Raw genomic sequence first — 25,404 nt, 5'->3', positions numbered from 1 at the left:
AAATCATTCTCCAACTCACTAGAAATTTGAATAAGACGCTCTCCCTAAAAAAAGAAGAATGAGCTGCGTCTTCTTTAATATTGCCGTTTTTCCATATTATAGAACTTTATTTTCATGGTAGGAGTCTACGTTTTGAACTACAATCAATCGCTGGATTCGGTTTTGAAAATGGATAAGTGCACACCATTTGATCCTGAAAAGGCGGGGTTGCAAATATTTACAGTATTTTATCCAACCTTCTTTGGTGTTTTTGTATAAAGGTCCGGTCCACTATCCTAATTTATCAAAAACTTGCTGTGAAACACCATTTGTATTCCCACTTTGCTGATTTTTTTGTAGAATGATGGTATGAGGGGAATGAAGGGGAGATGAGAGTATGGAACGTAAACCGGTTGAGATTCATGTGTATGGGGCTGAGATTATTTGTCCAAGTTGTGTGAATATGCCGTCATCGAAGGAAACGTATGAATGGCTTGAAGCTGCGGTGGGCCGCAAGTATCCTGATCAGCCATTCATCATAAAATATATAGACATCTACAACCCGCCGGAGGATGAAGCCGCCAGAAGCTTCGCCGAAAGAGTGATTGAAGAGGATATGTTCTATCCGGTTGTCCTCCTGGAAGGCAACGTGGTCGGGGAAGGGAATCCCCGTTTAAAGACAATTTACACGGAGCTTGAGAAGTACGGGTATAAGGCTGTTTAAAGAAGAGTATGGAAGACTTTCCTTTAAGGAAGGTCTTTTTTTTAAAAAAAGAAACCGCCGGTCACAGGCGGTTTCTTCGTCCATTCATCCATTATGATACTTGTACATCCATAAAACACCTGATTTCAACAGGCGGGCGACGCGTCCTGTGATGGAGCGCTCGTTCACCAGTCCGAATCCGTGCTTCTTACCAAGTGAGCCCAGGATCCCCTTTAATTTGATCTTAGGCAGTTCATCCGGCAGGGGTTCATCTTTCCAGCGTTTCAGCAGGATCTGGACGATCTGCTCTGCCTGTCCTTCTGCCAGCTGTGCACTCGGAGCTTGCGGGAGACTCGCGCAGTCCCCGACAACATAGACATGTTCATCGTCCGGGAGATTATGATATTTGGAAATCACAACGCGCCCGCTTGAGTCTTTTTCAACTTCCATTTCACGGACGACACGTGTCGGTTGAATCCCGGCAGTCCATACGATGGCATCGCAGTAAATCTGCTCTTCGTGGTTATGAAGCGTGTTGGGCTCCACTTTTGTGATATTTGAATTATTCACGATTTCTACATTGTTTTCTTCGAACCAGCCGTGTACATAAGAGCTCAAGCGTTCCGGGAACGCATTCAGGATACGGGTTCCGCGGTCAAAAAGCTTGATCTTAAGATCGGAACGGCTTTCTCGCAGTTCACTGGCCAGCTCGATGCCGCTGAGTCCAGCTCCGACAATCCCGACGATGGAGCCGGCCGGAAGATTATTGAGTGTTTGATAGGTTCTGCGCGACTTGTCGATCGTCTGGATGCTGTATGTGAATTCATCGGCACCCGGGACATTATGATATTTATCTTCACAGCCAAGGCCGACGACGAGGTCATCGTAAGGGACAGCCTCCTGATCCTGAAGATGGACAAGCTTATTTTTTGTATCAATCTTTGAAATCTCTCCGTACACATAGGATAAACGATCATGCTCCGGGAATGATACGCGTACATGATGATCGGATATCGTGCCCGCTGCCAGAGCATAGTACTCCGTTTTCAAGCTGTGGTATGGATTGCGGTCAATTAACGTAATGGATACATCTTCCGGGAGTTGGTTCGGTAACAAGCGGAGAAGGACTCGCATATTGCCATATCCTCCGCCAAGCAGCACTAGTTGTTTCATGATCATTTCCCCTTTTTGGCACTCAGCAATTTTGTTGGAATAAAATTTTATGTAAGATTCTCTACCGGGACAGAAGCAAAAGCTCCACCTTGATAGAGGCGAAAGGACGGCTGTCCTGAAAAGTAAGCATTTTCAATATGATTCATAATTGCATCGTTTTTTCAATAAATAAACCTATTAACATTAAAAGTATATCGAAATAACCTCGTTTTCACAACAGAAATAAGGGAAATAGTTCACAATCTGTTATACGGATATACCATGCGCAATGATTGACGGGCGAATTAAAAAAAGGTAGCATTACAGAGAGTAGAGAGGTGATGAAATTGCTGCCTATTATCGAATTTTGTATCAGTAATTTAGCGAGCGGAGCGCAAAAAGCGCTTGAAATATTAGAAAGAGATCCAAACCTCGACGTCATTGAATACGGCTGCCTGGGCTACTGCGGGAAATGTGCGTCATCTTTTTACGCATTAGTGAATGGAGAGCCCGTTGAGGGGGATACACCAGAAGAATTGGTGGAAAATATCTATAAGCACCTGGAAGAAAATCCGATGTTTTAATATGCAGAAGCTGATCCTTTGGGTCGGCTTTTTTTGTTTTGAGGAAGGAATTGGAAGAGTTGTGGTGAATTAGAAAAGTATGATAAGAAAGGGTGAGGATATGAGTGTTTTCCTGGGTGTCATGCAAACCAACGTAATGGTGACAGATATCGTGGCAGCGAAGAATTGGTACAGTGAAATACTGCAGTGTAAAATAGAAAAAGATTACGGTACGACGGTCGTACTTTCATTTGGAGGGGGTTCTCCCTTAGGGACCCTTTGTTTAATTCAAGACAAAGAAGCAGCAGGTAGAAACCATTCAACTTATCCTGTATTGCAAATTTCTCGGAAATACAAAGATACTCTTTATGAAAAGCTTCGTGAAAAAGAGGTCAAAGTAGAAGAGGCCCCGGCTCACCAAAGCCACTTTAAGTTTTTTGATCCCGATGGAAACATGCTCGAGGCATACAGTCCGGGCATATTTGAAGAAAGCTAGAGCGGCTGCTCCAGCTTTCTTTTTTTAGCGTTCCTGAATATTGTTAAGCGGGGTTGTTCCGCTTCTGCTCCTTGAAGCTTTCCCTCATTTCATACCACCGTTCCTTGGCCATTTCCACAATCTTCGGTTCGGTTGAAAGATGCTGTTTTTCAATTACTTTTGAAAGGTATTTTACAGCTTCATCAACTTTATCCTGACGGCGGAGGAGGTCTGCAATCAGGTAGAGAAGTTTCGTTTCGGACATGGACGTTCCTCTGAAATCATCGCTTAAATAGGACTCGATATATTCATGGGTGGCAAGATTGATGAATCTTCTTTCCTGGTCTGATTGATTGATTTTTCGGTACAGCCACGCTGTCCGCAAATAGAGTCCGGCGATCGTGATTTTCTTTTCCTTTTTGATCAAGGCACAATACGCAGCGAGCTTATACGTTTTGATTGCCTCATCGATGGTACGGATACCTCCGTAGTCCTGGGGCTGCCAGTGACGGCTGATTTTTTTCTCGAGGTCTGTTTTTAAAACCTGGACGATATATTTGCTGAATTCATCGGTAAAAGAGAAGCCGCATCGGGGGCATACGGATACATTGTAGAGTAAAGGGTTGATTTCATCAGAACCGTATACAGGGCAGAAGTCGCTTTCATGACCTTTCACTTTGACGAACCGGGAGCGGATTTTGGTGGTGGAATAGGAATGCCTGCATGCAAGGCACTGGATTTTTTTATCGTAGTAAGGAGTTACTTCAGTCATCAATCTCACCTCAGGAAAGGGACTATTTTCCTTATTATACCTTGTTTTATGTGGAGAGGACTAGTCTTTTCTTCAGGGATCTGGCTGATTGTTGGGTATTTTTACTTAGTGAGAGGGCGGGGACTCGGTGCCTGGCAGGATCAGGCGTTTTTGAGCCAGGCCTAAAGGGTTGATTTGAGCCAGGCACCACATCCCGGGAACCACCAGCAAATGAAATTTTTTCAGAAGGGGCAGATGTCATTCACATAGTTCCCATCGGTTGAGTAGTAAAATAGAAAGGAGTATACTAATAAGTAAGAAGAGAAAAGGTTGGAGGTGTAGTGAATGAGTGAAGTTGTAATTCTTACGGAAGCTGCTGCCCTTCAGATTAAAGATATGATGAAGGAACATGATGAGGCAGATGCCATGCTTCGCGTATCGGTTAAAGGTGGAGGCTGCAGCGGCCTTTCATACGGAATGGGTTTCGAACACGAGGTGCAGGAAGGTGATGAAGTCCTGGAACAGTTCGGACTGAAGCTGGTTGTTTCAAAGGAGGATGCTCCCATTCTAAACGGTACAAAAATTGATTATAAGCAGTCCATGATGGGCGGAGGCTTCACGATTGATAATCCGAATGCCATTGCTTCATGCGGGTGCGGATCTTCGTTCGTGACGGCAACGAATAAAGGAACGCCTGAGAACTGCTAGAAGATAAATAAAGAGGACCCTCCGATTTATTACGGGAGGGTCCTTCTTTTTGTTTTTATAACTTCTTTAAAGCTTCTTCAACCGGTGTTTCACCGCTCAATATTTCAATTACCTTATGGTTCGTCTCTGGCGCAGTTAACGATTCCACCAGAACTTTTGCAACATCTGCACGGGGAATGTCACCGCTTTTGTCTTCTATTGAAGACTGTGCGATTATTTTTCCTTTTGCCTCATCATGGGTCAGGGCACCGGGACGGACGATCGTATAGTTCAGTCCGCTTTCTTTAAGGTGTACGTCTGCATCATGCTTCGCATTTAAGTATACACCCATGCCTTCAGGTGCGTTTTCCGGCTGGTCGGCACCCATCGAACTGAGCATGATGAAACGTTCGATGCCTTTTTCCTTTGCGTAGTCGACCGCTTTTTTTGCACCTTCCTGATCGATTGCGATGGTTTTGTCTTCTCCGGTTTTACTTCCGCTTCCTGCAGCGAAGATCACCGCATTCACGTTTTCAAGCGCATAAGAAAAGTCCTGTTCAAGATCGGCAACAATCGGTCTGGCACCGAGCTCCTCCATATCTTTCGTCTGTTCCGATTTACGGATCATCGCTTTGGAAAAGTGTTGTGTGCTGTTCTTCAGTTCTTTCAATACCAGTCGGCCTGTATGGCCGTTTGCTCCAATAACAAGTACATTCATCTTTATTCAACATCCTTTGTAAGATTTTTGCCTTTATTATTGGTCTACCCATTCCTTGCTAAAATAAACAAACGGGTAGGTTACCCATCTGGATTCTCTATTTTCTGTCGATGATTTGAGTCGATCACCAGCTCTCCGACTCCCATTGCCATCAGTCCATTGAGAAAGCCGAAAAAAGTATAAATAAGCTCATTCCCGCCCGAACCTGAAGTAAATACAATCATCATAAATCCAATAAAGCATAATGCTGCTGTAAGCATTCCTAAAATATAGAGTGTCCGTCCTATAAACATATCATTTACCTCCTTATAATATTTTTTATAAATGAAAAAGATCCAGGCCTGATACCTGGATCTTCATTGCTCATCAATCCGTAAACATCGATGTACTGTGCATTGGCTGTACCCGTGCTTTTGGATCCATGTAGGCTTTTGCATTGTTGACGGCGGTAGGGGCTTCACCAAAGCCGCTTGCGATCAGTTTTACTTTTCCGTCATACGTCGAGATATCCCCGGCTGCGTAAATTCCTTCTATATTTGTTTCCATCCGGGAATTGACGACGATGGAGTTTTTCTCGATTTCGAGCCCCCAGTCCTTGATGGGACCGAGAGAAGAAACGAATCCGAAGTTGACGATCAGCTCGTCGATATCCAGGATTTCCTTTTCATCCCCGCGGACTTCTTCAAGGATGATCTGATGGATTCTTGATTCGTCCCCCACGATTTCAGCAGGGACAAATGGAGTCTTGAGTTCGACAGATGAATTGTGCAGATTCTCCACACTGTGTTCATGGGCACGGAATTTATCCCTTCTGTGGATGAGATAGACCTTTTCTGCAATCGGTTCAAGCATGAGTGCCCAATCGACCGCGGAATCCCCGCCGCCGCAGATCGCGACTTTCTTTCCTTTGAATCTTTCCATATTATCCACGAAATAATGAAGATTCTTTCCTTCATATTGCATGGCATTTTCCAGCTCAAGGCGTCTCGGTTGAAAAGCACCATTTCCGGCCGTGATGATAATGGTCTTTGAATAGTGAACTTCTTTATCAGTAGAGAGCTTGAAGCATCCGTCTCCCTGTTTTTCCACACTTTCAACTGCCTGCTCCAGACAGATCGTGGTTTCGAACTTGGCCATCTGTTCCTTTAGGTTGTTCACAAGGTCCTGTGCTTTTACCTTCGGGAAACCGGCCACATCATATATGTATTTTTCGGGATAAAGGGTGGATAGCTGACCGCCCAGTTGGGGCAGACTCTCGATGATCTTCACTGAAGCTTTTCTCATCCCGCCATAGAAGGCAGTGAATAACCCTGTAGGGCCTCCTCCTATGATTGTTATATCGTAAACCTTTTGGTCTTCCTTCAAGTAGATCCCTCCCAAATTAAGTTACATCTCTTTAATTTATTCTATCATAAAGATATCAATCCTTCCCAAAATTTAGATTGTTTTTTGGAATGTTCAGTTATTAACGAGGGAGGTATTGTCGCAATTTTCCCAAGAATGATTATTTATCCGTAATACCTTGAAAAGATGGGGTAAAAAGAATATTATGTAATGTAGACATATTGTTAAGAATTTATGACAATTCTCGCGGTCTGAAATAGTACGTGAAGGATGTCACAAACTTATTTTTTGTTTTTATTTTTTCTTTATTCATTACTTTCTGTTCTGCAGAAAAATCCCGTTCCATTTGTTTTTGGTTCCTTCAAAAGGGGAAAGAGATAGTAGCAGCAGATTGACGGGATAAAAAAGACTGATGTGGAGGACTCTAAGAGTATCCTACGCAAATACAATCAAAAAGGTGGATGTGATTCAGTTGAGAAAGCCAAGAATCGTTGTTTTAGGTGCAGGTTACGGCGGGCTTATGACAGTAACTCGTCTTCAGAAGCAATTGGGTACGAACGAAGCGGAAGTCATCCTTATTAATAAAAATGACTACCATTATGAAACAACATGGCTGCATGAAGCTTCTGCAGGGACTCTTCATCATGACCGTGTACGCTATGACGTCAAGGACGTTGTGAATACAAGCAAAGTGAATTTCTTACAGGCAACTGTTGATGACATCAAAGTTGAAGAAAAGAAAGTCCTTACAAGCGAAGGTGAAGTGGAATTCGATTACCTGGTCGTTGCACTAGGTGCAGAATCTGAAACGTTCGGCATCCAGGGCTTGCATGAGCATGCTTTCATGATTGCGAACGTCAATTCTGCCCGTCAGATCCGTGAGCATATCGAACTTCAATTTGCCACATATAAGAATGAAGAGGTGCCTAAAGACGAGCGCCTGACAATCGTTGTGGGCGGCGCAGGCTTCACTGGTATCGAATTCCTTGGTGAACTTGGTAACCGCGTTCCTGAGCTTTGCAAAGAGTACGATATCGACCGTTCCAAAGTGCGCATCGTATGTGTTGAGGCAGCTCCTATGATCCTTCCTGGATTCGATCCGGAGCTTGTTAAATATGCACGTGCCACACTTGAGAAAAAAGGCGTTGAATTCCATATCGGAACACCGCTTAAGGAAGCAAAAGCAGGCAGCGTCCTGATTGCTAAAGGCGAAGATGAAGTGGAAGAAATCAAAGCCGGAACAATCGTATGGGCAGCAGGTGTCCGCGGTAATCGCGTCATTGAAAAAGCGGGTATTGAAAACATGCGTGCACGCGTCAAGATCAACAAGGATCTTCGTGCGCCTGGACATGACAATATCTTCATCGTTGGAGACTGCTCATTGATGATCAATGAAGAAACGGAACGCCCATATCCTCCGACTGCACAAATCGCGATGCAGCAAGGAGAAGTGTGTGCCCGTAATATCGCAGCCCTTCTTCACGGTAAAAATGATCTTGAAGAATTCACTCCGGATATCAAAGGTACAGTATGTTCACTTGGTGAAAATGACGCAATCGGCGTTGTGTACGGCAAGAAACTTACAGGTACGAAAGCATCATTCATGAAGAAGGTAGTAGACAACCGTGCATTGTACATGGTTGGCGGACCTTCACTCGTATTCAAAAAGGGTAAATTCAAATTCTTTTAATATGAAGTGAAAAAAAGCAGAGCGGAAACCCGCTCTGCTTTTTTTCATTGTTTCATTGTTACGATGCTGGGTTTATCAACGTTTTTTGGTTGGTTATCAACAAAAAGAGGTTTTATCAACGAAAATTCATTTTTATCCACAAAAAATCAAGTTTCTCAACAGATTTCATAGATGTTACCGACAATTCTAAAAAATCGACTAATCCCTCGCGCTTCCAGCGTGCTGCCCTTCAGCTGCATCAAAGCCAATACTTGAACCCGGGCCTGGCTCGAAATAGGCATTCTGAGACAAGTCCACGGGGCATCATTATATAGCCCTTCCTTCCTGAATATCCACTCATGACTTTTATATCTTCCCATCCTGTAGTACCTTAAAAGAAAGAGAAAGCGACAGGAAGAGGAGGAGCAGATGAAAAGGGGAAAAGTATGGCTGGCTGTTGCCGGACTCGTTATAGATAAAGAAGGAAATTGGCTTGTTGTTAAGAAGAGATACGGCGGATTGAAAGGCATGTGGTCATTGCCGGCCGGGTTCGTCAATGAAGGAGAGACAGTGGATGAAGCTGTCATCCGCGAGGTCAAAGAGGAGACGGGCCTCACAACGACCGTGAACGGCATCATCGGGGTGCGTACGGGTGTAATCGGCAATGAAATCAGTGACAATATGATCATCTTTCATTTAAACCATATCGAAACTGATCAAATAGAAATAGAAAAAAATGAATTGTTCGATGTGCAGTGGAAATCACCGAATGCTTTAATGGTTGACGGGAAAACGTCGGTGATGATTCATGAAATGTTGAAACAGGGTGACTTACTGCAGCGTCACCAGGCTATAGAAGGACTGGATCCAGGCGAACAGTTTGGGTATACAAGTTATAAACTGTTTATGTAAAAAGGTGATGGAGGCATTTTGGTGCTTCCATCACCTTTTCTCATTGGTTTCGCTGTCCAATTTGGACATGATATATTTGAGTCCGACATTTGAATGACTGAACGTAACAATATCTTTAAACTCACCGATCCGGATGGCAAGTTCGGGAGTGATACCAACGATGATGCATTCGACCCCGATCAATTTCAGGCAATCGTATAGGTTTTGAAGATTTTGCCTGATGCTGTCATCAAACCTGTTGATCCCGCTGAGACTGATCATCACAAATTCGACGCCTCCCGAGACACACTCCTCAAGTACCGTGCTGATTACCTTTTCTCCCCGCTCATGGTCGAGCTCACCTTTGAGCGGCAGCGCGATTGTCTTGTCCCATATATGCAAGATGGGCACAGACAGCTCCTCAATCATGGTTTCCCTTTTCTTTTCTTCTTCAGCCTTAGTGGTAACATCCATAAGCATGACCATATAGCCCTCTACTTGACCTGAATGGGCTGCACTCGCGATGGGATTGATGACAATATCTGCAGCAAACTTGTTCTTGATAGTGATCCTTGCCCGATGCGTTTCCTGAAGTCCAGTCATGATCCTGCGTTGATACTGCGGCATCCTGTGAAACTCGTCCATATTCATTCCGATGATTTGATCAGCACCCACCAGGCCGAATAGCGGGGCAATGACTGTCATGGACTTGACGGCTGTTGCATTCATCCATGTGACGTTATAATCCTTGTCGGCAATAATGATATTTTCTCCGATGCTGTTTAAGGCATCAGTACTTGTAATAGTGATAGGAATGGAACAGTTCATTTTGGTACGCCACCTTGTTTCTGCGATTTATACAAGTATTTCTAATACAAGTATATAACAAACAAGAAAAATGTAAAACGTAATGGAGAAAGAGGGGATTGGACCACTGGGAAAGCCTTAACATTCAGGCAAGCAAACACGTTAGTGTGATTTATTTAAAAATTCAGTAAATTATATGAAAAAGCGAGATAATAAAAGATAACAAGCAATGTTTTCGCTTTCTTAGAGGTACATCCCCTAATATGTCCCTTTTCATTGGAAAGGATAGATGATATATTATCAGAAAATTATAAAAACAAACCCAAAGGAGAGGGAATCATGAGAGCTACTGCAAGTACGAAAACAAAATTTTGTCTATACTGTTCAGGAAAAGGATACTTTCAGTTAGTGTTGGGTGGTTCTGAAACTTGCCCTTGCTGCGGAGGCAGCGGGAAACAGAAATAGAACTATACGATTAACTTATAAAGAGGCTGGAACAGAAATTTTTAGAATAAATAAACCCCAATTTATTTGTCTTAGCAGGCAAATAAATTGGGGTTTTTGTTTGGACTTAATCTGGTATGTAGGTTCTCCCCAGCGGTTGATTGAAGTCTGCAGGGCTTAGAGGCACATGACATAAGCCTTTGATCAAAGGCCTTCCGCTTTTTTAATAAGCTACTCTTCCCGCAGGAGTCTTCGTCTTGCCTACAAGCACAAAAGAAATGGACCGGAAAAGTGCTTTTTTTAGGTCCGATCATCTCGATATTGGCTTTTTTTGGTAAGTGACGGAAAAAATCATGAAATTCGAAGATTATTCCGCAGAATTCAAAGATTATTGCCAGGAATTGAAAGAAAAAATCCAGTTTTCGAAAGATTACGGGGCAATATTAAAAGATTCCCCCAATTCACTCCGTTCCGCAGGCTGCATTATAGCGCTCCTTGAGCCAAAACGCTGAATACACCTAATAAAGTGAGTGCAACCATTCGTATACTGCGCCAAAAACACCTCTAACCTTCGTCACCCTCAAAAAAATTGATCAGGAGTTCTAGGGACCAGACGCCGGAGCTGGAGAGGATCTGCCACCAGAACCAGGAGGCTCACGGGCTACCCGCGGAAAGCGAAATCTTGCACGGAAATCATTAGCGGTGTATAGAGTCTGATTCAAGATATTTCACTAATCTTTTTACTGAAATGATCTGGAATTTTGTTGATTTTGTGAATACCTCTTCCAAAAGATTGACGCTTTCATAAACATTGAGTACACTAAACTTTAGTGTTTATGGAGGTGCAGACGGTAAATGCCTATACATGTAATGATCATTTCGATGCTTCTGTTCCTGGTTCTGTTTTTTGGAATCGGTTTTTTGCTTAATATGTTATTGCGTATGACATGGATCATGGCGGTCATCTATCCGCTTGTTGTCATCTTTATTGTAGACGATGTCCGTTTTATAGAATATTTCCGGAACGCAGGTGTTTCATTTTCCGACTTGGGAACGAAATTAGGCAATTTGGCTTTGGCTGATCTTTTGATCTTGGGAAGCGGCCTGACTGGGGCTGTCCTGTCGGGGATTGTAATGAGGATATTGAGAGCAAAAGGATACAGAATGTTTTAATTATCTGCCGTTTAACCGAGCTACCGGGTTGAACGGTTTTTTGTATGTGTTAAAGGCTTTGCAATCTCTAGAAGGAGTTTTCATCACTATCGATTTTACCTTGGGAACAAAAAACCTATTATTTTCCAAAAAATGAAACTATTCGATTTTTTTATCAATTTATGAATAAATACCAAACCCTTGGGGAAGGAATAAGGGTGGGAGGAGTGAATTCATGAATTTGGTAAGAAAATGGACGAAACGAATCATAATGGCCGGTTTATTCACACTGGCTTTAGGCACCACCTTTCAATCGGTATCGGGGGTGGAAGCCCAGACATTTAAATCATGGCTGAATGAGAATCATGGGCATCAGTCAGAAAGCTATTCGGAAAATCATAAAACAAATCATATATCTTTGTCATTTAAATTTTTGAAGAGACTGGCAGGTGCAAAGACCTTGATCTCTTCGAAACCTGTTGTGGGGAAGGCTCCAACGCTTGAAGAATCGGTTAACTGGGAACAGTATCCGAAGAACCGGGTGGTGGCAACAGGCTATACTGCCGGGGTGGAGTCCACTGGGAAAAATCCGGGACACCCCTCGTATGGAATTACATATTCGGGAGTAAAAGTGAAACGGGACCTCTATTCAACGATTGCAGCAGATACATCCGTCTATCCGATCGGGACGATCCTATTCATCCCTAACTATGGGTACGGGGTTGTGGCGGATACAGGCAGCGCGATCAAAGGGAACCGTCTCGATTTGTATTACGATACCGTGGACCAGGTTTATAACGAATGGGGAAAACAAACCCTCGATGTGTATCTCGTTCAAGTGGGATCGGGAAAACTGACCGAAGAGGAACTGGTGAAACTGAACAGCAACGAATCCATGCAGGTGTTCAGGCAACAGATATTATCAACAAAGGAATAATAAAAAGCTCGTATTCAGTGAAACTTCTGAGTACGAGCTTTTTTCTTATGTGTCATATTGAATATCCAAACCTTTGTATACTTCAGGATGGAGTTCTATCGCAAGCTTCAGGGCCCCTTTTAATAAAAGGGGGGACGGCCTGCAGTAGAGTGCTTCTTCAAGTATGAGAATCCGATTTTCTTTTACCGCTTTCATCGTATCCCACTTCGGGCGCTTCTTCACGATTCCGGGGTTAACCCGTTTCTGCTGTACGCCGACCCAGGCAAGGCAGATATAATCGGGCTCACGGTTCCTGACGTCTTCCCAATCGGTCTGGACGCTGGCAAGATCCACATCGTTGAAAACATTCTCAGCCCCTGCCATCTCACTCAGTTCCGTAAGCCAGTTTATTTTACCCGGAGTGAAAACGGGCTTTGGCCACCATTCCCAGTACAGGGTCGGAATGCTGTCCACAGTCCTGCTCAACCGCTTCAGTTCTTCGACCGTATGTAAGAAGGTATGATGCTTTTCACCCGCGGTCTCCTCTATTCCGCATGCTTTTCCGACCGTTAAAAGGTCCTCCGCAATATCATTGAAGCTTTGAGGGTTCAGAGTGATATGGGGGATTTCCCTTCTATCCAATTCTTCGATATTCTTTTCCATGCCGGGTACGCTTAATGAGGATAAGACAAGATCCGGTTTCAGCGACTGCAGCTTATCCATGTCAATGGACAAGTCGGGGCCGAGCTTTGGAAGAGAGCGGACCTCCCCGGGATAATCGGAAAAATCGTCCACCCCGACCAGACTGGATGTAAGGCCGAGATAATCAATGATTTCAGTATTGCTGGGGCAAATAGAGACAATCCTCACCGAATCACTCCTACATAAATAATAAATAGTGCAGAATAAGGGTCAGGACGATTCCTGAAAGTCCGCCGAAAAAAACTTCGATCGGTTTGTGTCCAAGCAGTTCCTTTAACTCTTTCCTTTTTTCCTGCTCGGGTTTATTCTGCCATCCTTTGGCTTCGGTCATGAACCGCTGGAAGTCCACCGTCAGCCGGTTCAACACGATGGCTTGTTCGCCTGCCTGCCTTCTGACCCCTGTCGCATCAAACATCGTGATGATGGCAAAGATCGCCGAAACGGCAAAAATGGGGGAGGAAAGACCGGTTTCCAATGCAACGCCTGTTGATAAAGCCGTTACTGCGGCAGAGTGGGAGCTCGGCATTCCGCCTGTAGAAGTGATCAATGACCAGTTCAATTCCCTCGTTGCAATAAATTGTATGGGCACTTTAACGAACTGTGCAAAGAAGATTGCGAATAAAGAGGCCCACAAAGGAAAATTCAAGAATACTTCCATGCTGTCACCTGCCATCTTTTTTTAAAAGTCTGAAAATAAAATAATGTTCTTATTATATCATACCCGAATGAATTCAGAACTAACTTACACGGACCCGATGCCCCCATGTCGAAATTAACTGACATCTCCGGTATAATGGATGGTGGAGGTGTCAGGGGAAATGAATTTTACAATCAATCAGAAACACATAACAGAAGCAGCTAAAGAATGCCTGGTGGTCGGTGTTTATCATCAGCCGCAATTCGACGGTGAGCTTAAAGAGCTTGATCACTCGTTTGAAGGGTATCTTACTTCACTGGTAAAGGATGGGGATATTTCATCCAAATCTAAGAAACTATCAAAAATACATACATTCGGTAAGATCAGCAGCAAACGGATCCTGTTTGTCGGCCTCGGCAAAAAAAAGGAGCTGACTTTCGACCTTCTGAAAGAAGCGATGGGACTGGCATCAAAAGAATTGAAGAACATGAAGGTCTCTTCATTTTCAGTCGCACTTGATACATTTTCATCAGAAGAACTGCCTGCTGCAGATTCGGCACATGCTTTCACGGAAGCGTTCACGATGGCTACCTATCAGTTTGAGGGCTACAAGCAAAAATCGAACGAACCTGAAATTTATGTGGACAGCATTGAATTCCTGACAGGCGAAGACGAAAAAGAAGTCAAAACGGCACTTGAAGTCGGAGCGGCTTTTGGAAGAGGAGTCAATTCAGCACGTACGCTCGTGAATACACCTGGAAACCTGCTTACATCCACTAAGATGGCAGAATACGCACTGGAGCTTGCGGAGCGCTATGATTTCGAGGCGGAAATTCTTGATAAAGAAGAAATGGAAAACCTCGGAATGGGCGCCCTGCTTGCTGTCAATCAGGGGTCGGTTGAGCCGCCTAAGATGATTGTATTGAAATACAGCGGAAAAGATGAGTGGAAAGACGTCATCGGATTAGTCGGAAAAGGGATCACATTTGATACCGGCGGCTACTCCATCAAGCCGAAGGACGGCATTGTCGGCATGAAAACGGATATGGGAGGCGCAGCTGCAGTTCTCGGAGCGATGGAAATCATCGGTGAAACAAAGCCCGAACAGAATGTGGTAGCTGTCATTCCGTCAACGGACAACATGGTAAGCGGATCCGCATTCAAGCCGGATGACGTCATCACGGCGATGAGCGGCAAAACGATCGAGGTGCTGAACACGGATGCTGAAGGCCGCCTTGCGCTTGCAGACGGTATGTCGTATGCAAAGCATCACGGAGCGAATTACCTCGTGGATGTGGCGACGCTGACCGGCGGAGTCATCGTGGCCCTGGGTGAGGATAAAACGGGTGCGCTGACTAATAATGAAGCATTCTTTGAGCAAGTGCTTGAAGCTTCGGGCGAATCAGGTGAATTCATCTGGCAGCTTCCTTACACGGAGCATGATAAAAAACGTGTGCGGAGCAGCAAGATCGCAGATCTCAATAACTCACCTGGCCGTGCAGGACACGCCATCATGGGCGGTGCCTTCGTAGGCGAATTTGCCGAAGGTCTTCCGTGGGTCCATCTCGACATCGCGGGAACCGCAACGACCAAGAGCAGTTATGACCTTGGTCCTTCCGGAGCAACAGGCGTCATGGTCCGCACACTGGCACTGCTGGTGGAACGGTTCGAGCCGTTGGAAAAATAAGTTTGATTAAAAGGATTGTTAAAGCCCTTCCTAATCCAGAGAATTGGATCAGGAAGGGCTTTTTAAATTAATTTACTTTTAAAGGATATTGTCAATCTTAAAAAGAAATTAGGGCATGGACGTCTTGGAGTAAATAAAATTCTGAATACAGTGGCCGTTCCAGCTGTTGATTGGAGTGGAAGACGAAGACTCCTGCGGGAGATGTGGCGAAAGTGAGACCTGTCCAGCTACAGGGCTTAGAGGCAAATGTCATAAGTCAAATCGACCAAGAAGGCAAAGAACACCTTCGTGGCCGATTCGCCTTATGACAAAGCCTCTGAGCAAAGCCCCTTCGCTTTTCTTCCCGCAGGCGAAGCCGAGGAGGCTCACGGGTCACCCGCGGAAAGCGAAGTCTTCCACGGAAATCAACAGCGGTATATAAAGCCATCACCCCCCCACCCCCCGTATTCGGACCATACAAAAACTTACCAACAATCATTTTAACGATTCATCAGACTAAAGTATTGACAACCTCTCTTTATCTTGTTAAAGTTAAAAACGTTGTTTTACTACTCTACCAATTTAGCGAACTAAAGTAACTCTGTTGAACAATCAAACATAAACAGTTCAGCCATATTGAACGAGGCTGTACTGAAGACATTTTTTAAGGAGGAATGAACGATGAACGCAGTTGTCATTGCTGTTCTGGTTATGCTCATATTGAGTCTTGTGCGCGTCAACGTCGTCTTTGCACTCATCACGGGTGCGCTTGTCGGCGGACTTGTCGGCGGCATGGGCATGAGCGAGACGATTTCTGTCTTTTCCGAAGGATTATCAGGAGGGGCCAATATCGCCTTAAGCTACGCATTACTTGGGGGATTCGCCGTGGCGATTTCCTACACAGGGATTCCGAATCTGCTCGTTGATTGGGTATTGAAGGTTGTCGGGAAAAAAGGGGATTCAAGAAAAACAGCTCTTTCCAAAGCACTTATTGTTTTCTCTATTTTAATCATGGCTGTTTTTTCACAAAACCTGATCCCTATCCATATCGCATTTATCCCGATCTTGATTCCGCCGTTATTGAAAGTCATGACGGAACTTGAATTGGATAGACGATTGATCGCTTCAGTCATCACATTCGGATTGACTGCGCCATATATCCTGCTGCCAGTGGGATTCGGCCTGCAGTTCCACGAAATCATTGCACAAAACATGGCGAGCAGCGGAATGGACGTTGCAATGGGGGACATCCCTAAAGCCATGCTGATTCCTGTGGGAGGAATGTTCATCGGATTGTTGATTGCTGTATTTGTGAGCTACCGCAAACCAAGAAAGTACAGTGCAGCAAAGGAAGTCATTTCAGAAGAAAAAATGGTGTACAACAAAAAAGCAATGGTCTTTGCTTTTATTTCTATCATCGTTGCATTGTTTGTACAGCTTCAACTCGAATCCATGATCTTTGGTGCACTTGCCGGGATTGCTGTTCTTTACCTTTCCGGCTCTGTGAAGTGGAAGGAAGCTGACGGCCTGTTGAATGAAGGAATGAAAATGATGGCGTTCATCGGATTTGTCATGATTGCTGCTTCAGGATTTGCCGAAGTCATGACAGCGACAGGACACGTTGAAACGCTTGTTGAGGCAACTGCGGATGCGATCGGTGGAAACAAGGCGATGGCGGCACTCATCATGCTTGTTGTTGGTCTCCTTGTCACAATGGGGATTGGGTCATCATTCGCGACGATTCCGATCATTGCAGCGATATTCGTACCTCTTTGCATGGAACTCGGCTTCAGCCCGATGTCGACAATCGTCATCGTTGGAACAGCCGGTGCCCTGGGTGATGCAGGATCTCCAGCTTCAGACAGTACGCTCGGCCCGACAGCCGGATTGAATGCAGACGGTCAGCACAATCACATCTGGGATACGTGTGTACCGACATTCCTGCACTATAATATCCCGCTTATCATCTTTGGATGGATTGCGGCGCTGATATTTTAATAGGTTGAATGAATCAGGGGATCTACGGGTCCTCTGTTTTTTTATGGAGTGGCTTGGAGGAAGGGTTTTTGACTTGAATATGAACTAAAATAGATTAATATTTAGCGATTAAGCCTCGAGACTCAGCTTTTGGGGCAGGATCATTGAATGTAGTGAATGTTGAAAGCCGGTTATCGACCCGGTTTTGGAAAATACGTGCCACTTTTCAGATTTACGTGCCACTTTTCAAAAATACGATCCACATTTAAAATTTGCGATCCACTTTTTAAAAATACGTGCCACTTTCACTAAAATACAAGCAACTTGTCAAAAAATCTTTGCAGCGGGATTATGCCCCAACCCGCGTCCCCAAACCTGTCCATGAACCTGTCCCAACCTCTGCCCCAACCCGTCCCCAGCCGCACTGCCCATGCCCGGACAAGGGACCCCAGAGGATCTGCAACCCAGAAGCCGCCAGCCCCCCCGAACCGTCCGCCCATTCAAAACCGCCTCCTCTCGCATAAAACAATATGGAAGCCTATAAAAAATAGACGGCTGTTTATAAGAAAATGGACGAAGAGGAGGAAGCTGGGATGAACAATCAGTTTTTGTATAGAAGAAGACCTTACGGAGGAATCGGCAGAAGGCCGTTCTACGGCGGTGGATTTTTTGGCGCTCCATTTGTCGGCGGTGTATTAGGCGGACTGGTGGGATCGGCGCTGTTATCTCAAGGGTCTTATCCGTATTATCAACCGTATGGGTACGGCTATGGGTATGGATATCCGGGATATTACCCGTATTATTAATCATAGATAAAAAGGGGCTTCAAGGTTACTGCCTTGAAGCCCCTTTTTTCTTTTAAGCCCACATGTCATTGTCCCTGATGAAGCAAAAGGACCGTATTTTACATCTCCCTCCATCTCACCTCTACAATCAGATGACAGCAGTCGATCTCCCCAAGTTTTTCATCGAATACCATGTGGATCCCGTCAGGGTTGAATGAAACGACCGGTACGACTTTTACGCCGGTTTGGCGGATAAGCTTCAGGACCTCGGCGGTATTTGACTGCTGGGCAAGATCCATCAGCTTATGGGCAAAGGATGTATCAGTCTTTATTTTCGTCAACACGAAATGGGCGCTGTCCATTAATGTCAATGTTTTGTCTGCAGAGGCCATAAAGGTTTTTGTTTCTACCGGGGGGAAGTTATTGCGATAAGGATGGGCCGGGTACTGTGGATAATTCATTCTCATGTGGTGCTGCTGATAGGGGCTCTGGACTCCATGGTAAAATGGATGGTAGCGATTCATGGAATACCTCCTTATATCCTTGCTTATAGGCTCTAAGGAAATGTATTCAGCTGCAGATGAGATTATTCTTAACCACGTCAGTCCGGAGGGAGGCACCCGCTAATTCATTAAAGGTTTTTACACCTTTTTGGCGAAATCCTACTATATAATGACATAATGAGGTGAACAGAATGAAACTGGAAAATACATTGATCAGTGCACTAGGAATTGAATTTGTGGAATTAGGGAAGGGAAAGGTGATCGCGACCATGCCCGTCAACGAGGCGACACGGCAGCCGTTCGGTTTCCTCCACGGCGGAGCCTCGGTCGCACTTGCTGAGACGGTGGCGAGTGTAGGGGCGGTGGAATTGATCGATCTTGATAAGGAGATTTGTTTCGGACTTGAAATCAATGCCAATCATATCAAGGCAAAACGGGATGGGCAGGTTACTGCCACAGCAACGGTGATGCACCAAGGGAAAACGACGATGGTGTGGGACATCAAAATCACCGATGAGGAAGAGCAATTGATCTGTGTGTCACGCTGTACGATGGCAGTCGTGCCAAAACGCTAGTCTTCCCCTCTCACGGTACATAGTAAACGTTTAAAAATCTTCACATTGGGAAATCAATAAGTAACCAATTGAAGGAGGTTTTCACAATGCCATGGAGCAAAAATGATTATCCCGATTCCTTAAAGAATCTCCCGGCAGATGTCCGGAATAAAGCGATCGAGATCGGCAACGCCCTCTTGGATGAAGGGTATGAGGAAGGAAGAGCAATTGCGATTGCGACTGACCGAGCCCATAAATCCGAGGAAGGAACGGAAACGGATAAGACAGAATATCATGTGAAACCCCATGACGATGGATGGCAATTGATAAAGGAAGGCAGCAGCCGTGCCATTATGGTGGAAGACACAAAAGGGGATCTTCTTTCAAAAGCGAAGGACTATGTGACGGACCACTCGGGGACGCTCGTCATCCATAAACAGGATGGGAGTGTAGAGCAGGAATTATATGACCAATAAAAAAGCTTGACCCGGACGGGAATAACCCGCCAGGTCAAGCTTTTTTCATATCGTTTTTCGCGGATCTAAATCGAAGAATTCTGTTTTTCATATTCCTCTTTTCCCTTTAGGTCATCCCGGACGCTGTTTTCCGACAATCCAACGCCGGAATTATAAGCGGCACGTGCAATGAGATGACCCGCTACAGGTGCAGTCACAAAGATGAAGACGATGGCCAGGATCAAGTTAGAATTGAAATGGCCGTGCTCCTGATAGAAGTAAAGGAATGTTCCAATCAGAATCGACATGATCCCGAGTGTCGCCCCTTTTGAGGCTGCGTGGTTCCTCGTATAGATATCCGGGAGGCGTATCACCCCGAAAGTAGCGACAAGGCTGAGAAATGCCCCAATCAGTAATAATAGTGCGATGATCCAACTAATGATTACGCTCACGTTCGATTATCTCCCCTTTCTCCAAAAACTTTGAAAAGGCTACCGTTCCAAGGAATGCGAGAATTCCGAGGAGAAGAATCACCGATAAGAATGCATACGTATCGATAATCATCGAAATAAGGGCGACGATCGCGATCAGATTGATGCCGATTGCATCAAGCGCGACGACCCGGTCGGGGATTGTCGGGCCCTTGATGACCCGATAGATAAGGCCAAGCATGGACAGGGAGACGAGAAGCAGGGTGATTTGAATGACTGTATGCAGCATCAGCGGCTCACCTCCATGATTGCTTTTTCAAATGAATTCTTGATTTCATCAATCGATTCATTAACATCCTCAATATCGATTGCGTGGATGTAGAGAATTTTATTATCGAACGATACATCCACTACCAATGTCCCTGGAGTCAAGGTAATTAGGTTTGCAAGCAACGTAATCTCCCAATCTGTTTTTAATTCAGTCGGAAGGGCGAAAATGCCGGGTTTGAAATCAAGCTTGGGCCTCAGCACCACTTTTAACACCGAAATATTCGCCATGATCAGCTCTTTGATAAATAAGAACAATAAGCTGACCACCGCCCCCACCCTCAATAGATAGAAGCGGGAGCTGAAAAATCTTCTGAATGCAAAAATCACGAGCAATCCCAATATGAAGCCGATCAAAAATGACTGTGCAGTAAAGGACACTGAGAGAAACATCCAGACAAAGGCTAAGAAAAAGTTTAATAAAATTTGAAAGGCCATTCTACATTACTCCTTTAACACTGCGTCTATATAGAGATCGGGGTCCATCAGGACATCTGCAGCCTGTGAGAACAACGGCCGCAGGGCTTCTGCCCCTAAGCCGTAGAAGACGGCAAGTACAACAAGTACGGCTGACGTCATCCATAAGTATCGGGCGTGTCCTTTTGTGATACCGTTGTATTCCTTCGGTGTGCCCCAAATTCCATTCAGGAATATTTTAATGACGGAATAAAGGACCAGAAGGCTGGATGCAAGGATGATAGCCGCTCCGAGATACGCTCCATCACTGAAACTTCCCCTCAGGATCATCAACTTTCCGATGAATCCGCTTAATGGAGGGATTCCGGCAAGGGAGAAGGCTGCCACTAAAAAGGTCCAGCCGAGCCAAGGATACTCCTTGATGAGTCCGCCCATTTTTTTCAGGTCCGTTGTGCCGGTGATTTTTATCATGACCCCGACAAGCAGGAACAGGGCAGCTTTGATGATCATGTCATGCACAAGGTAATACACCGAACCTTCAAGTGCGTCCGGGTTCATTGTGGAAACTCCGAACAAAATGACCCCGACTGCAATGATGATATTGTAAATGATGATTTTCTTTACGTCCCAATACGCTATGGCACCGATGCATCCGAACACGATTGTCAGGATGGCAAGTACCCCGAGAATCTCATGCGTGTAGCCGATATCATGAGGGAAGAACAGCGTATAGGTCCTTGTGATCGAGTAGATCCCCACTTTGGTGAGAAGGGCGCCGAATAAAGCCAGTACAGGTGTCGGCGGTGCATAATAAGAACCCGGCAGCCAGAAGTACAGCGGGAATATAGCACCCTTCAATCCAAAGACGACAAGGAACAGTACGGCGATCGCCGTGATGATACCCGGCTGGTTCACTTCCGAGATCTTCCTTGAAATATCCGCCATATTCAATGTGCCTAACACAGAATAAAGATAGGCGACCGTGATGACGAAAAGCGCGGAAGAAATCACGTTCACCAGGATGTATTTGATCCCTTCGCGAAGCTGTGCCTTCGTTCCGCCAAGGACAAGGAGAACGTAGGAACTCATCAGCATGACCTCGAAGAAGACGAATAAGTTGAATATATCACCTGTCGTGAAGGCGCCGTTCACCCCGACAAGCAGGAATTGCACGACAGGGTAAAAATAGAAACGCTCCCTGTCGATCCCGATCGACTTGATCGAATAGAGAAGGACGACCAGCGTGATGATACTCGTAGTCGTCACGAGCAGTGCCGACAGCATGTCTGATACAAGTATGATGCCGAACGGGGCTTTCCAGCTTCCGAGCTCGATCGTCTGGATGCCGTCCCGGTGAACTTTATTGATGAGTACCAGGGATGCTCCAACAGTCGCCAGTGTTGAAATGACTGAGATCCCTCTCTGCACTTTTATAAATTTGCTGATAAACATTAAGATGACCGCTGTGAAGAGCGGGATTAAAATCGGTAGAATCAATAAGTTAGTCATTGCCTTCAGTTCCTCTCATCTGATCCACATTATCCGTTCCAAGCTCCTGATATGCCCGATAAGCAAGGACAAGGAAGAAAGCCGTGACCCCGAAGCTGATGACGATGGCTGTCAAAATCAATGCCTGCGGCAGCGGATCGACATAAGACTCAGCGTGTTCGCCCAACAGCGGGGCATCTCCGCCTTTCAGGCCGCTGACGGTCAGGATAAGCAGATGAGCACCGTGGCTCAGCAACGCGGTCCCTATGATGATCCTGAGCAGGCTCTTAGAGAGCATCAGGTATACAGCGCTTGTGAACAAGATTCCAACAACAATTGCCATAAGTATTTCCATTATTCACTCACCCCTATTGTCTGAATAATGGTCATCGTTACACCGATTACGACAAGATACACTCCTGTATCAAACAAGACTGCGGTGTGAAGGGAGGTTTTCCCTAATAGGGGCAGGTGGAAATAATCATATGCATGAGTCAGGAATGGGACATTGAATAACAATGCGCCCGCAGAAGTCCCGACTGCAAACAGCAAGCCGATGGCCGTCAGGATCTTATAATCCACTGGCAGAATGTTGGCCACTGTCCTGATATCATAGGCAAGAAGCAGTAAGACGATTGCTGCTGAAGTCATCAAGCCCCCGATGAATCCTCCCCCCGGAGTGTAATGCCCGACGAAGAAGATCCGAAGGGAAAACAAGATGATCAAGAAGGCGACAACGTTTGTTACGGTCTGTAAGATGACGTCATTTGTTTTTGTCTTCATCCTTCTTTCCTCCTTGTCAGACGCAGTTTAATCATTGAATAAATTCCAAGTGAAGCAATGGCAAGTACACAGATTTCAAACAATGTATCGAATCCGCGGAAGTCAACGAGGATGACGTTGACCATATTTTTACCGCCTGCTTCTTCATATACATTTTCAATATAGTAGCTTGATATCGAATCAAACAGCTTTGTACTGTATGAAGAAATCGCGAATAGTGTCACCACGATACCGACCCCGATCGATATCAAGGCGTTTTCCAGCTTGAACTTCATTCTTTCTTCATGCCTGCTCAGCTTCGGCAGGTGATAGAAGCAAAGAAGGAACAGTGCAACAGACACCGTCTCGATGACTAGCTGGGTCAGCGCAAGGTCAGGTGCCCGGAATAGAACAAAGAAAAGGGAAACCGTATAGCCTGCAGCCCCCAGTGCAATGATCGAAGTCAGTCTCGATTTCGCAAAAAGGATCGTCACCGAACTGATGACTAGCAGAAGGGCGATTGCAACCTCATAGACGCCGATCGGTGCCAGTTCTTCAGTATTGATTGTGAATGCTCCCTTGAACCACAAACTGAACAGCAATATCACGATGAAGAACGAGAAAATATAGACGAGATAGCTGCGGATGAATCCGGTCATGTATCCCCTTGTAAAAGAGAATGCGGCCCGTTCACCGCGGACCAATCCGCCGTCATATATGGAATTAAGCGTTAAACGCTCAGGGATCCACGAGTAAATTTTCCTCCACTTTGGAAGCAGCTGATAGAGAAGGATCCCAAACAGGATGACGCCCAATGTCATGAAGAGCTCCGGTGTGAAACCGTGCCAGAAGGTAATATGCGTTTCAATAGCATGACCTTCTTCAACCAGGCTCGGCGTGATCGCGGCAACAGCCGGAGCGATGATCCGCTCAGACAGGATGTTCGGGAAGAACCCGAATACAATCACAAGCGACGCCAGGATGATCGGCGAGATCAGCATGCCGAACGGCGCCTCATGAGGCTTTTTCTCCAATTTTTCAGGCTGGTGTTCACCCGTGAATGTTTTGAACACGAGGATCATGCTGTAAATGAATGTAAATACGCTTCCCACCCAGGCAAGGACAGGGAAGAGGATGCCGATTGTGTCAAGGCTGAAAATATCCATCTCAAGCACCCGGACCATTCCTGTAAAGAACATTTCCTTACTTAAGAATCCGTTGAAAGGAGGAAGTCCAGCCATTGAAAATGCACCGATGACCGCCACTGTGAATGTGATCGGCATAAAGCTCATCAGGCCTCCGAGTTTGCGGATATCCCTTGTCCCCGTTTCATGGTCGATGATTCCGACCACCATGAACAGGCTTCCCTTGAAAGTCGCGTGATTGATCAAGTGGAAAACGGCGGCAAGTGTTGCCACCATATAAATATTGTCGTCCAAGTGTGTGTAGTGAAGGGCTGCTGCACCCACTCCGAGGAGCGACATGATCAAACCAAGCTGGCTGACGGTCGAGAAGGCCAGGATTCCTTTTAAATCTGTCTGCCTGACGGCGTTAAACGAGCCCCAGAATAAAGTAAAGATCCCGAAACCGCCTACGAGCCATAACCATAAGCTTGTCTCGGCAAACACCGGACTCATGCGGGCAACAAGATAGATCCCCGCTTTTACCATCGTAGCCGAGTGCAGGTACGCACTGACAGGGGTAGGGGCTTCCATTGCATCAGGAAGCCAGATATGGAATGGGAACTGAGCAGACTTCGTAAAGGCACCGAGCAGGACGAGAATCAACGCCGGTACGAAAAGGGCGCTCGTCATCAACTGGTCTGATTGGGCAATCAATTCACGGATACTGAACGTACCGCTCATGAGGTATAGAAGAAGGAAGCCCCCAAGCATGGACAACCCTCCGAAGACGGTGATCAGCATGGATTTCAAGGCACCATATCTTGAGCGTTCACGGTGATACCAATAACCGATCAATAGGAAAGATGAAATTGACGTAAATTCCCAGAACATATAAAGGACGATCAGGTTATCAGACAGGACCACACCGAGCATGGCACCCATGAACATCATCAAATACACATAAAAGTTATGTAACTGTTCCTTTTTCTTATCAAGATAATAAATCGAATAAAGGACGACGAGCGAACCGATCCCGGTGATGAGCAGTGCGAACAGCAGCCCGAGACCGTCAATATACGCAATAAAGTCGATGCCGAATGAAGGCATCCACTCTGCAGTTTCCTTTATTACTTTACCATCACTTGTAATCGGCATGAATTGAATGAAATAACTGAATAAAGCAACCGGCAGAAGCAGTACGAACCACCCGGTGTGAATCGGTCGAAATGCCTTATACAGGAATGGGATAAGAACAGCAAATAAAAAGGGCGATAGAATAGCCCAATGTAACAATGTCATAAAAAACCCCCCTCTAGTAAAAAATC

Annotated in this window: 31 protein-coding genes; 15 read left to right on the top strand and 16 right to left on the bottom strand. The window is 45.4% G+C overall.

Features of this window, described 5'->3' with window-relative positions; all coding sequences use genetic code 11:
* Positions 1 to 132: 132 nt before the first annotated feature.
* Together ACKA06_RS20595 and ACKA06_RS20590 are read left to right on the top strand one after the other, a co-directional pair.
* The gene (locus tag ACKA06_RS20595; RefSeq protein ID WP_411160532.1) at positions 133 to 258 is read left to right on the top strand and encodes a hypothetical protein; all 126 of its coding nucleotides are present in this window, start codon (positions 133 to 135) and stop codon (positions 256 to 258) included.
* Between the two features lie 118 nt (positions 259 to 376).
* Positions 377 to 703, top strand: a complete 327-nt coding sequence (locus ACKA06_RS20590) for a YuzD family protein (RefSeq protein WP_032086471.1) — start codon at positions 377 to 379, stop codon at positions 701 to 703.
* Between the two features lie 84 nt (positions 704 to 787).
* On the opposite strand, the gene ACKA06_RS20585 is transcribed toward ACKA06_RS20590, so the two are convergent.
* Positions 788 to 1,855, bottom strand: a complete 1,068-nt coding sequence (locus tag ACKA06_RS20585; protein WP_032086470.1) for an NAD(P)/FAD-dependent oxidoreductase — start codon at positions 1,853 to 1,855, stop codon at positions 788 to 790.
* Between the two features lie 326 nt (positions 1,856 to 2,181).
* On the opposite strand from ACKA06_RS20585, the gene ACKA06_RS20580 reads away from it, so the two are divergent.
* Positions 2,182 to 2,418: a YuzB family protein gene (locus ACKA06_RS20580; protein WP_456153949.1), complete on the top strand. Its 237-nt coding sequence runs from the start codon at positions 2,182 to 2,184 to the stop codon at positions 2,416 to 2,418.
* Positions 2,419 to 2,518: 100 nt separating this feature from the next.
* On the top strand, positions 2,519 to 2,893 hold the full coding sequence (locus tag ACKA06_RS20575; protein ID WP_214871995.1) for a VOC family protein: 375 nt from the start codon (positions 2,519 to 2,521) through the stop codon (positions 2,891 to 2,893).
* A 43-nt stretch (positions 2,894 to 2,936) separates the two neighbouring features.
* On the opposite strand, the gene ACKA06_RS20570 is transcribed toward ACKA06_RS20575, so the two are convergent.
* A complete protein-coding gene (locus ACKA06_RS20570; RefSeq protein WP_032086467.1) occupies positions 2,937 to 3,644 on the bottom strand; it encodes a DUF2225 domain-containing protein in 708 nt (235 codons plus the stop codon).
* Positions 3,645 to 3,968: 324 nt separating this feature from the next.
* On the opposite strand from ACKA06_RS20570, the gene ACKA06_RS20565 reads away from it, so the two are divergent.
* The gene (locus tag ACKA06_RS20565) at positions 3,969 to 4,331 is read left to right on the top strand and encodes a HesB/IscA family protein (RefSeq protein WP_032086466.1); all 363 of its coding nucleotides are present in this window, start codon (positions 3,969 to 3,971) and stop codon (positions 4,329 to 4,331) included.
* A gap of 55 nt (positions 4,332 to 4,386) precedes the next feature.
* Here the strand turns inward: ACKA06_RS20565 and ACKA06_RS20560 are convergent, their stop codons facing one another.
* From ACKA06_RS20560 to yumC, 3 genes are all read right to left on the bottom strand, one after another.
* On the bottom strand, positions 4,387 to 5,028 hold the full coding sequence (locus ACKA06_RS20560) for an SDR family oxidoreductase (RefSeq protein ID WP_032086413.1): 642 nt from the start codon (positions 5,026 to 5,028) through the stop codon (positions 4,387 to 4,389).
* Positions 5,029 to 5,108: 80 nt separating this feature from the next.
* Entirely contained in the window at positions 5,109 to 5,321 is a 213-nt protein-coding gene (locus tag ACKA06_RS20555; RefSeq protein WP_032086412.1) for a hypothetical protein, read from the bottom strand.
* A 73-nt stretch (positions 5,322 to 5,394) separates the two neighbouring features.
* The gene (yumC, locus tag ACKA06_RS20550; RefSeq protein ID WP_032086411.1) at positions 5,395 to 6,393 is read right to left on the bottom strand and encodes a ferredoxin--NADP reductase 2; all 999 of its coding nucleotides are present in this window, start codon (positions 6,391 to 6,393) and stop codon (positions 5,395 to 5,397) included.
* A gap of 451 nt (positions 6,394 to 6,844) precedes the next feature.
* Between yumC and ACKA06_RS20545 the strand changes: the two genes are divergently transcribed.
* Together ACKA06_RS20545 and ACKA06_RS20540 are read left to right on the top strand one after the other, a co-directional pair.
* The gene (locus ACKA06_RS20545; protein WP_032086410.1) at positions 6,845 to 8,062 is read left to right on the top strand and encodes an NAD(P)/FAD-dependent oxidoreductase; all 1,218 of its coding nucleotides are present in this window, start codon (positions 6,845 to 6,847) and stop codon (positions 8,060 to 8,062) included.
* 408 nt (positions 8,063 to 8,470) lie between these two features.
* Positions 8,471 to 8,953: an NUDIX domain-containing protein gene (locus ACKA06_RS20540; protein WP_058299698.1), complete on the top strand. Its 483-nt coding sequence runs from the start codon at positions 8,471 to 8,473 to the stop codon at positions 8,951 to 8,953.
* Between the two features lie 30 nt (positions 8,954 to 8,983).
* Here the strand turns inward: ACKA06_RS20540 and ACKA06_RS20535 are convergent, their stop codons facing one another.
* Positions 8,984 to 9,760 (bottom strand): STAS domain-containing protein, encoded by a 777-nt coding sequence (locus tag ACKA06_RS20535; protein ID WP_052011383.1) that lies wholly within the window; start codon positions 9,758 to 9,760, stop codon positions 8,984 to 8,986.
* A 318-nt stretch (positions 9,761 to 10,078) separates the two neighbouring features.
* On the opposite strand from ACKA06_RS20535, the gene ACKA06_RS20530 reads away from it, so the two are divergent.
* From ACKA06_RS20530 to ACKA06_RS20520, 3 genes are all read left to right on the top strand, one after another.
* Positions 10,079 to 10,204: a YuiA family protein gene (locus ACKA06_RS20530; RefSeq protein ID WP_162266043.1), complete on the top strand. Its 126-nt coding sequence runs from the start codon at positions 10,079 to 10,081 to the stop codon at positions 10,202 to 10,204.
* 834 nt (positions 10,205 to 11,038) lie between these two features.
* Positions 11,039 to 11,356: a YuiB family protein gene (locus ACKA06_RS20525; RefSeq protein WP_032086408.1), complete on the top strand. Its 318-nt coding sequence runs from the start codon at positions 11,039 to 11,041 to the stop codon at positions 11,354 to 11,356.
* Between the two features lie 214 nt (positions 11,357 to 11,570).
* Positions 11,571 to 12,272: a 3D domain-containing protein gene (locus ACKA06_RS20520; RefSeq protein ID WP_032086407.1), complete on the top strand. Its 702-nt coding sequence runs from the start codon at positions 11,571 to 11,573 to the stop codon at positions 12,270 to 12,272.
* 45 nt (positions 12,273 to 12,317) lie between these two features.
* Here ACKA06_RS20520 and ACKA06_RS20515 read toward each other — a convergent pair whose 3' ends face one another.
* On the bottom strand, positions 12,318 to 13,121 hold the full coding sequence (locus tag ACKA06_RS20515) for a cobalamin-binding protein (protein WP_032086406.1): 804 nt from the start codon (positions 13,119 to 13,121) through the stop codon (positions 12,318 to 12,320).
* A 10-nt stretch (positions 13,122 to 13,131) separates the two neighbouring features.
* A complete protein-coding gene (locus ACKA06_RS20510) occupies positions 13,132 to 13,611 on the bottom strand; it encodes a divergent PAP2 family protein (RefSeq protein WP_032086405.1) in 480 nt (159 codons plus the stop codon).
* A gap of 160 nt (positions 13,612 to 13,771) precedes the next feature.
* Here ACKA06_RS20510 and ACKA06_RS20505 point away from each other — a divergent pair, with 160 nt between their 5' ends.
* The 3 genes from ACKA06_RS20505 to ACKA06_RS20495 all read left to right on the top strand — a co-directional run bounded on the left by ACKA06_RS20505 (position 13,772) and on the right by ACKA06_RS20495 (position 18,039).
* The gene (locus ACKA06_RS20505) at positions 13,772 to 15,277 is read left to right on the top strand and encodes a leucyl aminopeptidase (RefSeq protein ID WP_411160531.1); all 1,506 of its coding nucleotides are present in this window, start codon (positions 13,772 to 13,774) and stop codon (positions 15,275 to 15,277) included.
* Between the two features lie 660 nt (positions 15,278 to 15,937).
* The gene (locus ACKA06_RS20500) at positions 15,938 to 17,254 is read left to right on the top strand and encodes a Na+/H+ antiporter family protein (protein WP_032086404.1); all 1,317 of its coding nucleotides are present in this window, start codon (positions 15,938 to 15,940) and stop codon (positions 17,252 to 17,254) included.
* A 572-nt stretch (positions 17,255 to 17,826) separates the two neighbouring features.
* Complete coding sequence (locus ACKA06_RS20495) at positions 17,827 to 18,039, top strand: hypothetical protein (RefSeq protein ID WP_032086402.1); 213 nt, start codon at positions 17,827 to 17,829, stop codon at positions 18,037 to 18,039.
* Between the two features lie 98 nt (positions 18,040 to 18,137).
* Here ACKA06_RS20495 and ACKA06_RS20490 read toward each other — a convergent pair whose 3' ends face one another.
* Positions 18,138 to 18,542 carry a hypothetical protein gene (locus ACKA06_RS20490; RefSeq protein ID WP_052011378.1) on the bottom strand — a complete coding sequence of 135 codons (405 nt, stop codon included), beginning with the start codon at positions 18,540 to 18,542 and terminating at the stop codon, positions 18,138 to 18,140.
* Between the two features lie 170 nt (positions 18,543 to 18,712).
* Between ACKA06_RS20490 and ACKA06_RS20485 the strand changes: the two genes are divergently transcribed.
* Positions 18,713 to 19,096: a PaaI family thioesterase gene (locus ACKA06_RS20485; RefSeq protein ID WP_032086401.1), complete on the top strand. Its 384-nt coding sequence runs from the start codon at positions 18,713 to 18,715 to the stop codon at positions 19,094 to 19,096.
* A gap of 86 nt (positions 19,097 to 19,182) precedes the next feature.
* The gene (locus ACKA06_RS20480) at positions 19,183 to 19,551 is read left to right on the top strand and encodes a DUF2188 domain-containing protein (RefSeq protein ID WP_064567322.1); all 369 of its coding nucleotides are present in this window, start codon (positions 19,183 to 19,185) and stop codon (positions 19,549 to 19,551) included.
* A 65-nt stretch (positions 19,552 to 19,616) separates the two neighbouring features.
* Here the strand turns inward: ACKA06_RS20480 and mnhG are convergent, their stop codons facing one another.
* Genes mnhG through ACKA06_RS20445 form a run of 7 tightly spaced genes read right to left on the bottom strand, consistent with a single transcriptional unit; the run spans position 19,617 to position 25,378 of the window.
* Positions 19,617 to 19,982, bottom strand: a complete 366-nt coding sequence (gene mnhG, locus ACKA06_RS20475; protein WP_032086399.1) for a monovalent cation/H(+) antiporter subunit G — start codon at positions 19,980 to 19,982, stop codon at positions 19,617 to 19,619.
* Positions 19,966 to 20,202 carry a Na(+)/H(+) antiporter subunit F1 gene (locus ACKA06_RS20470; protein WP_411160534.1) on the bottom strand — a complete coding sequence of 79 codons (237 nt, stop codon included), beginning with the start codon at positions 20,200 to 20,202 and terminating at the stop codon, positions 19,966 to 19,968. Before ACKA06_RS20470 ends, mnhG begins: the two co-directional genes overlap by 17 nt.
* A 47-nt stretch (positions 20,203 to 20,249) precedes the next feature.
* Positions 20,250 to 20,726: a Na+/H+ antiporter subunit E gene (locus ACKA06_RS20465; RefSeq protein WP_032086397.1), complete on the bottom strand. Its 477-nt coding sequence runs from the start codon at positions 20,724 to 20,726 to the stop codon at positions 20,250 to 20,252.
* A 6-nt stretch (positions 20,727 to 20,732) separates the two neighbouring features.
* Positions 20,733 to 22,214, bottom strand: coding sequence for a Na+/H+ antiporter subunit D (locus ACKA06_RS20460; RefSeq protein ID WP_411160529.1), 1,482 nt, complete (start codon positions 22,212 to 22,214; stop codon positions 20,733 to 20,735).
* Entirely contained in the window at positions 22,207 to 22,548 is a 342-nt protein-coding gene (locus ACKA06_RS20455; RefSeq protein WP_032086395.1) for a Na(+)/H(+) antiporter subunit C, read from the bottom strand. The genes ACKA06_RS20460 and ACKA06_RS20455 overlap by 8 nt, the downstream gene beginning before the upstream one ends.
* Positions 22,548 to 22,976, bottom strand: coding sequence for a Na(+)/H(+) antiporter subunit B (locus tag ACKA06_RS20450; protein WP_411160528.1), 429 nt, complete (start codon positions 22,974 to 22,976; stop codon positions 22,548 to 22,550). The genes ACKA06_RS20455 and ACKA06_RS20450 overlap by 1 nt, the downstream gene beginning before the upstream one ends.
* Complete coding sequence (locus tag ACKA06_RS20445; protein ID WP_411160527.1) at positions 22,973 to 25,378, bottom strand: Na+/H+ antiporter subunit A; 2,406 nt, start codon at positions 25,376 to 25,378, stop codon at positions 22,973 to 22,975. Before ACKA06_RS20445 ends, ACKA06_RS20450 begins: the two co-directional genes overlap by 4 nt.
* Positions 25,379 to 25,404 lie beyond the last annotated feature (26 nt).

This window comes from Rossellomorea oryzaecorticis, from assembly GCF_045897515.1.
Lineage (GTDB): Bacteria > Bacillota > Bacilli > Bacillales > Bacillaceae_B > Rossellomorea > Rossellomorea enclensis.
This window is presented reverse-complemented; position numbering and strand designations above follow the sequence as displayed.

Bases quoted from the DNA above. Each gene is read 5' to 3' on its own strand.
- ACKA06_RS20590 (WP_032086471.1), top strand. From the start codon at position 377: ATGGAACGTAAACCGGTTGAGATTCATGTGTATGGGGCTGAGATTATT.
- ACKA06_RS20585 (WP_032086470.1), bottom strand. From the start codon at position 1,855: ATGAAACAACTAGTGCTGCTTGGCGGAGGATATGGCAATATGCGAGTC.
- ACKA06_RS20575 (WP_214871995.1), top strand. From the start codon at position 2,519: ATGAGTGTTTTCCTGGGTGTCATGCAAACCAACGTAATGGTGACAGAT.
- ACKA06_RS20570 (WP_032086467.1), bottom strand. From the start codon at position 3,644: ATGACTGAAGTAACTCCTTACTACGATAAAAAAATCCAGTGCCTTGCA.
- ACKA06_RS20565 (WP_032086466.1), top strand. From the start codon at position 3,969: ATGAGTGAAGTTGTAATTCTTACGGAAGCTGCTGCCCTTCAGATTAAA.
- ACKA06_RS20560 (WP_032086413.1), bottom strand. From the start codon at position 5,028: ATGAATGTACTTGTTATTGGAGCAAACGGCCATACAGGCCGACTGGTA.
- ACKA06_RS20555 (WP_032086412.1), bottom strand. From the start codon at position 5,321: ATGTTTATAGGACGGACACTCTATATTTTAGGAATGCTTACAGCAGCA.
- ACKA06_RS20540 (WP_058299698.1), top strand. From the start codon at position 8,471: ATGAAAAGGGGAAAAGTATGGCTGGCTGTTGCCGGACTCGTTATAGAT.
- ACKA06_RS20535 (WP_052011383.1), bottom strand. From the start codon at position 9,760: ATGAACTGTTCCATTCCTATCACTATTACAAGTACTGATGCCTTAAAC.
- ACKA06_RS20530 (WP_162266043.1), top strand. From the start codon at position 10,079: ATGAGAGCTACTGCAAGTACGAAAACAAAATTTTGTCTATACTGTTCA.
- ACKA06_RS20525 (WP_032086408.1), top strand. From the start codon at position 11,039: ATGCCTATACATGTAATGATCATTTCGATGCTTCTGTTCCTGGTTCTG.
- ACKA06_RS20520 (WP_032086407.1), top strand. From the start codon at position 11,571: ATGAATTTGGTAAGAAAATGGACGAAACGAATCATAATGGCCGGTTTA.
- ACKA06_RS20510 (WP_032086405.1), bottom strand. From the start codon at position 13,611: ATGGAAGTATTCTTGAATTTTCCTTTGTGGGCCTCTTTATTCGCAATC.
- ACKA06_RS20505 (WP_411160531.1), top strand. From the start codon at position 13,772: ATGAATTTTACAATCAATCAGAAACACATAACAGAAGCAGCTAAAGAA.
- ACKA06_RS20500 (WP_032086404.1), top strand. From the start codon at position 15,938: ATGAACGCAGTTGTCATTGCTGTTCTGGTTATGCTCATATTGAGTCTT.
- ACKA06_RS20495 (WP_032086402.1), top strand. From the start codon at position 17,827: ATGAACAATCAGTTTTTGTATAGAAGAAGACCTTACGGAGGAATCGGC.
- ACKA06_RS20490 (WP_052011378.1), bottom strand. From the start codon at position 18,542: ATGAATCGCTACCATCCATTTTACCATGGAGTCCAGAGCCCCTATCAG.
- ACKA06_RS20485 (WP_032086401.1), top strand. From the start codon at position 18,713: ATGAAACTGGAAAATACATTGATCAGTGCACTAGGAATTGAATTTGTG.
- ACKA06_RS20480 (WP_064567322.1), top strand. From the start codon at position 19,183: ATGCCATGGAGCAAAAATGATTATCCCGATTCCTTAAAGAATCTCCCG.
- ACKA06_RS20470 (WP_411160534.1), bottom strand. From the start codon at position 20,202: ATGCTTGGCCTTATCTATCGGGTCATCAAGGGCCCGACAATCCCCGAC.
- ACKA06_RS20465 (WP_032086397.1), bottom strand. From the start codon at position 20,726: ATGGCCTTTCAAATTTTATTAAACTTTTTCTTAGCCTTTGTCTGGATG.
- ACKA06_RS20460 (WP_411160529.1), bottom strand. From the start codon at position 22,214: ATGACTAACTTATTGATTCTACCGATTTTAATCCCGCTCTTCACAGCG.
- ACKA06_RS20455 (WP_032086395.1), bottom strand. From the start codon at position 22,548: ATGGAAATACTTATGGCAATTGTTGTTGGAATCTTGTTCACAAGCGCT.
- ACKA06_RS20450 (WP_411160528.1), bottom strand. From the start codon at position 22,976: ATGAAGACAAAAACAAATGACGTCATCTTACAGACCGTAACAAACGTT.
- ACKA06_RS20445 (WP_411160527.1), bottom strand. From the start codon at position 25,378: ATGACATTGTTACATTGGGCTATTCTATCGCCCTTTTTATTTGCTGTT.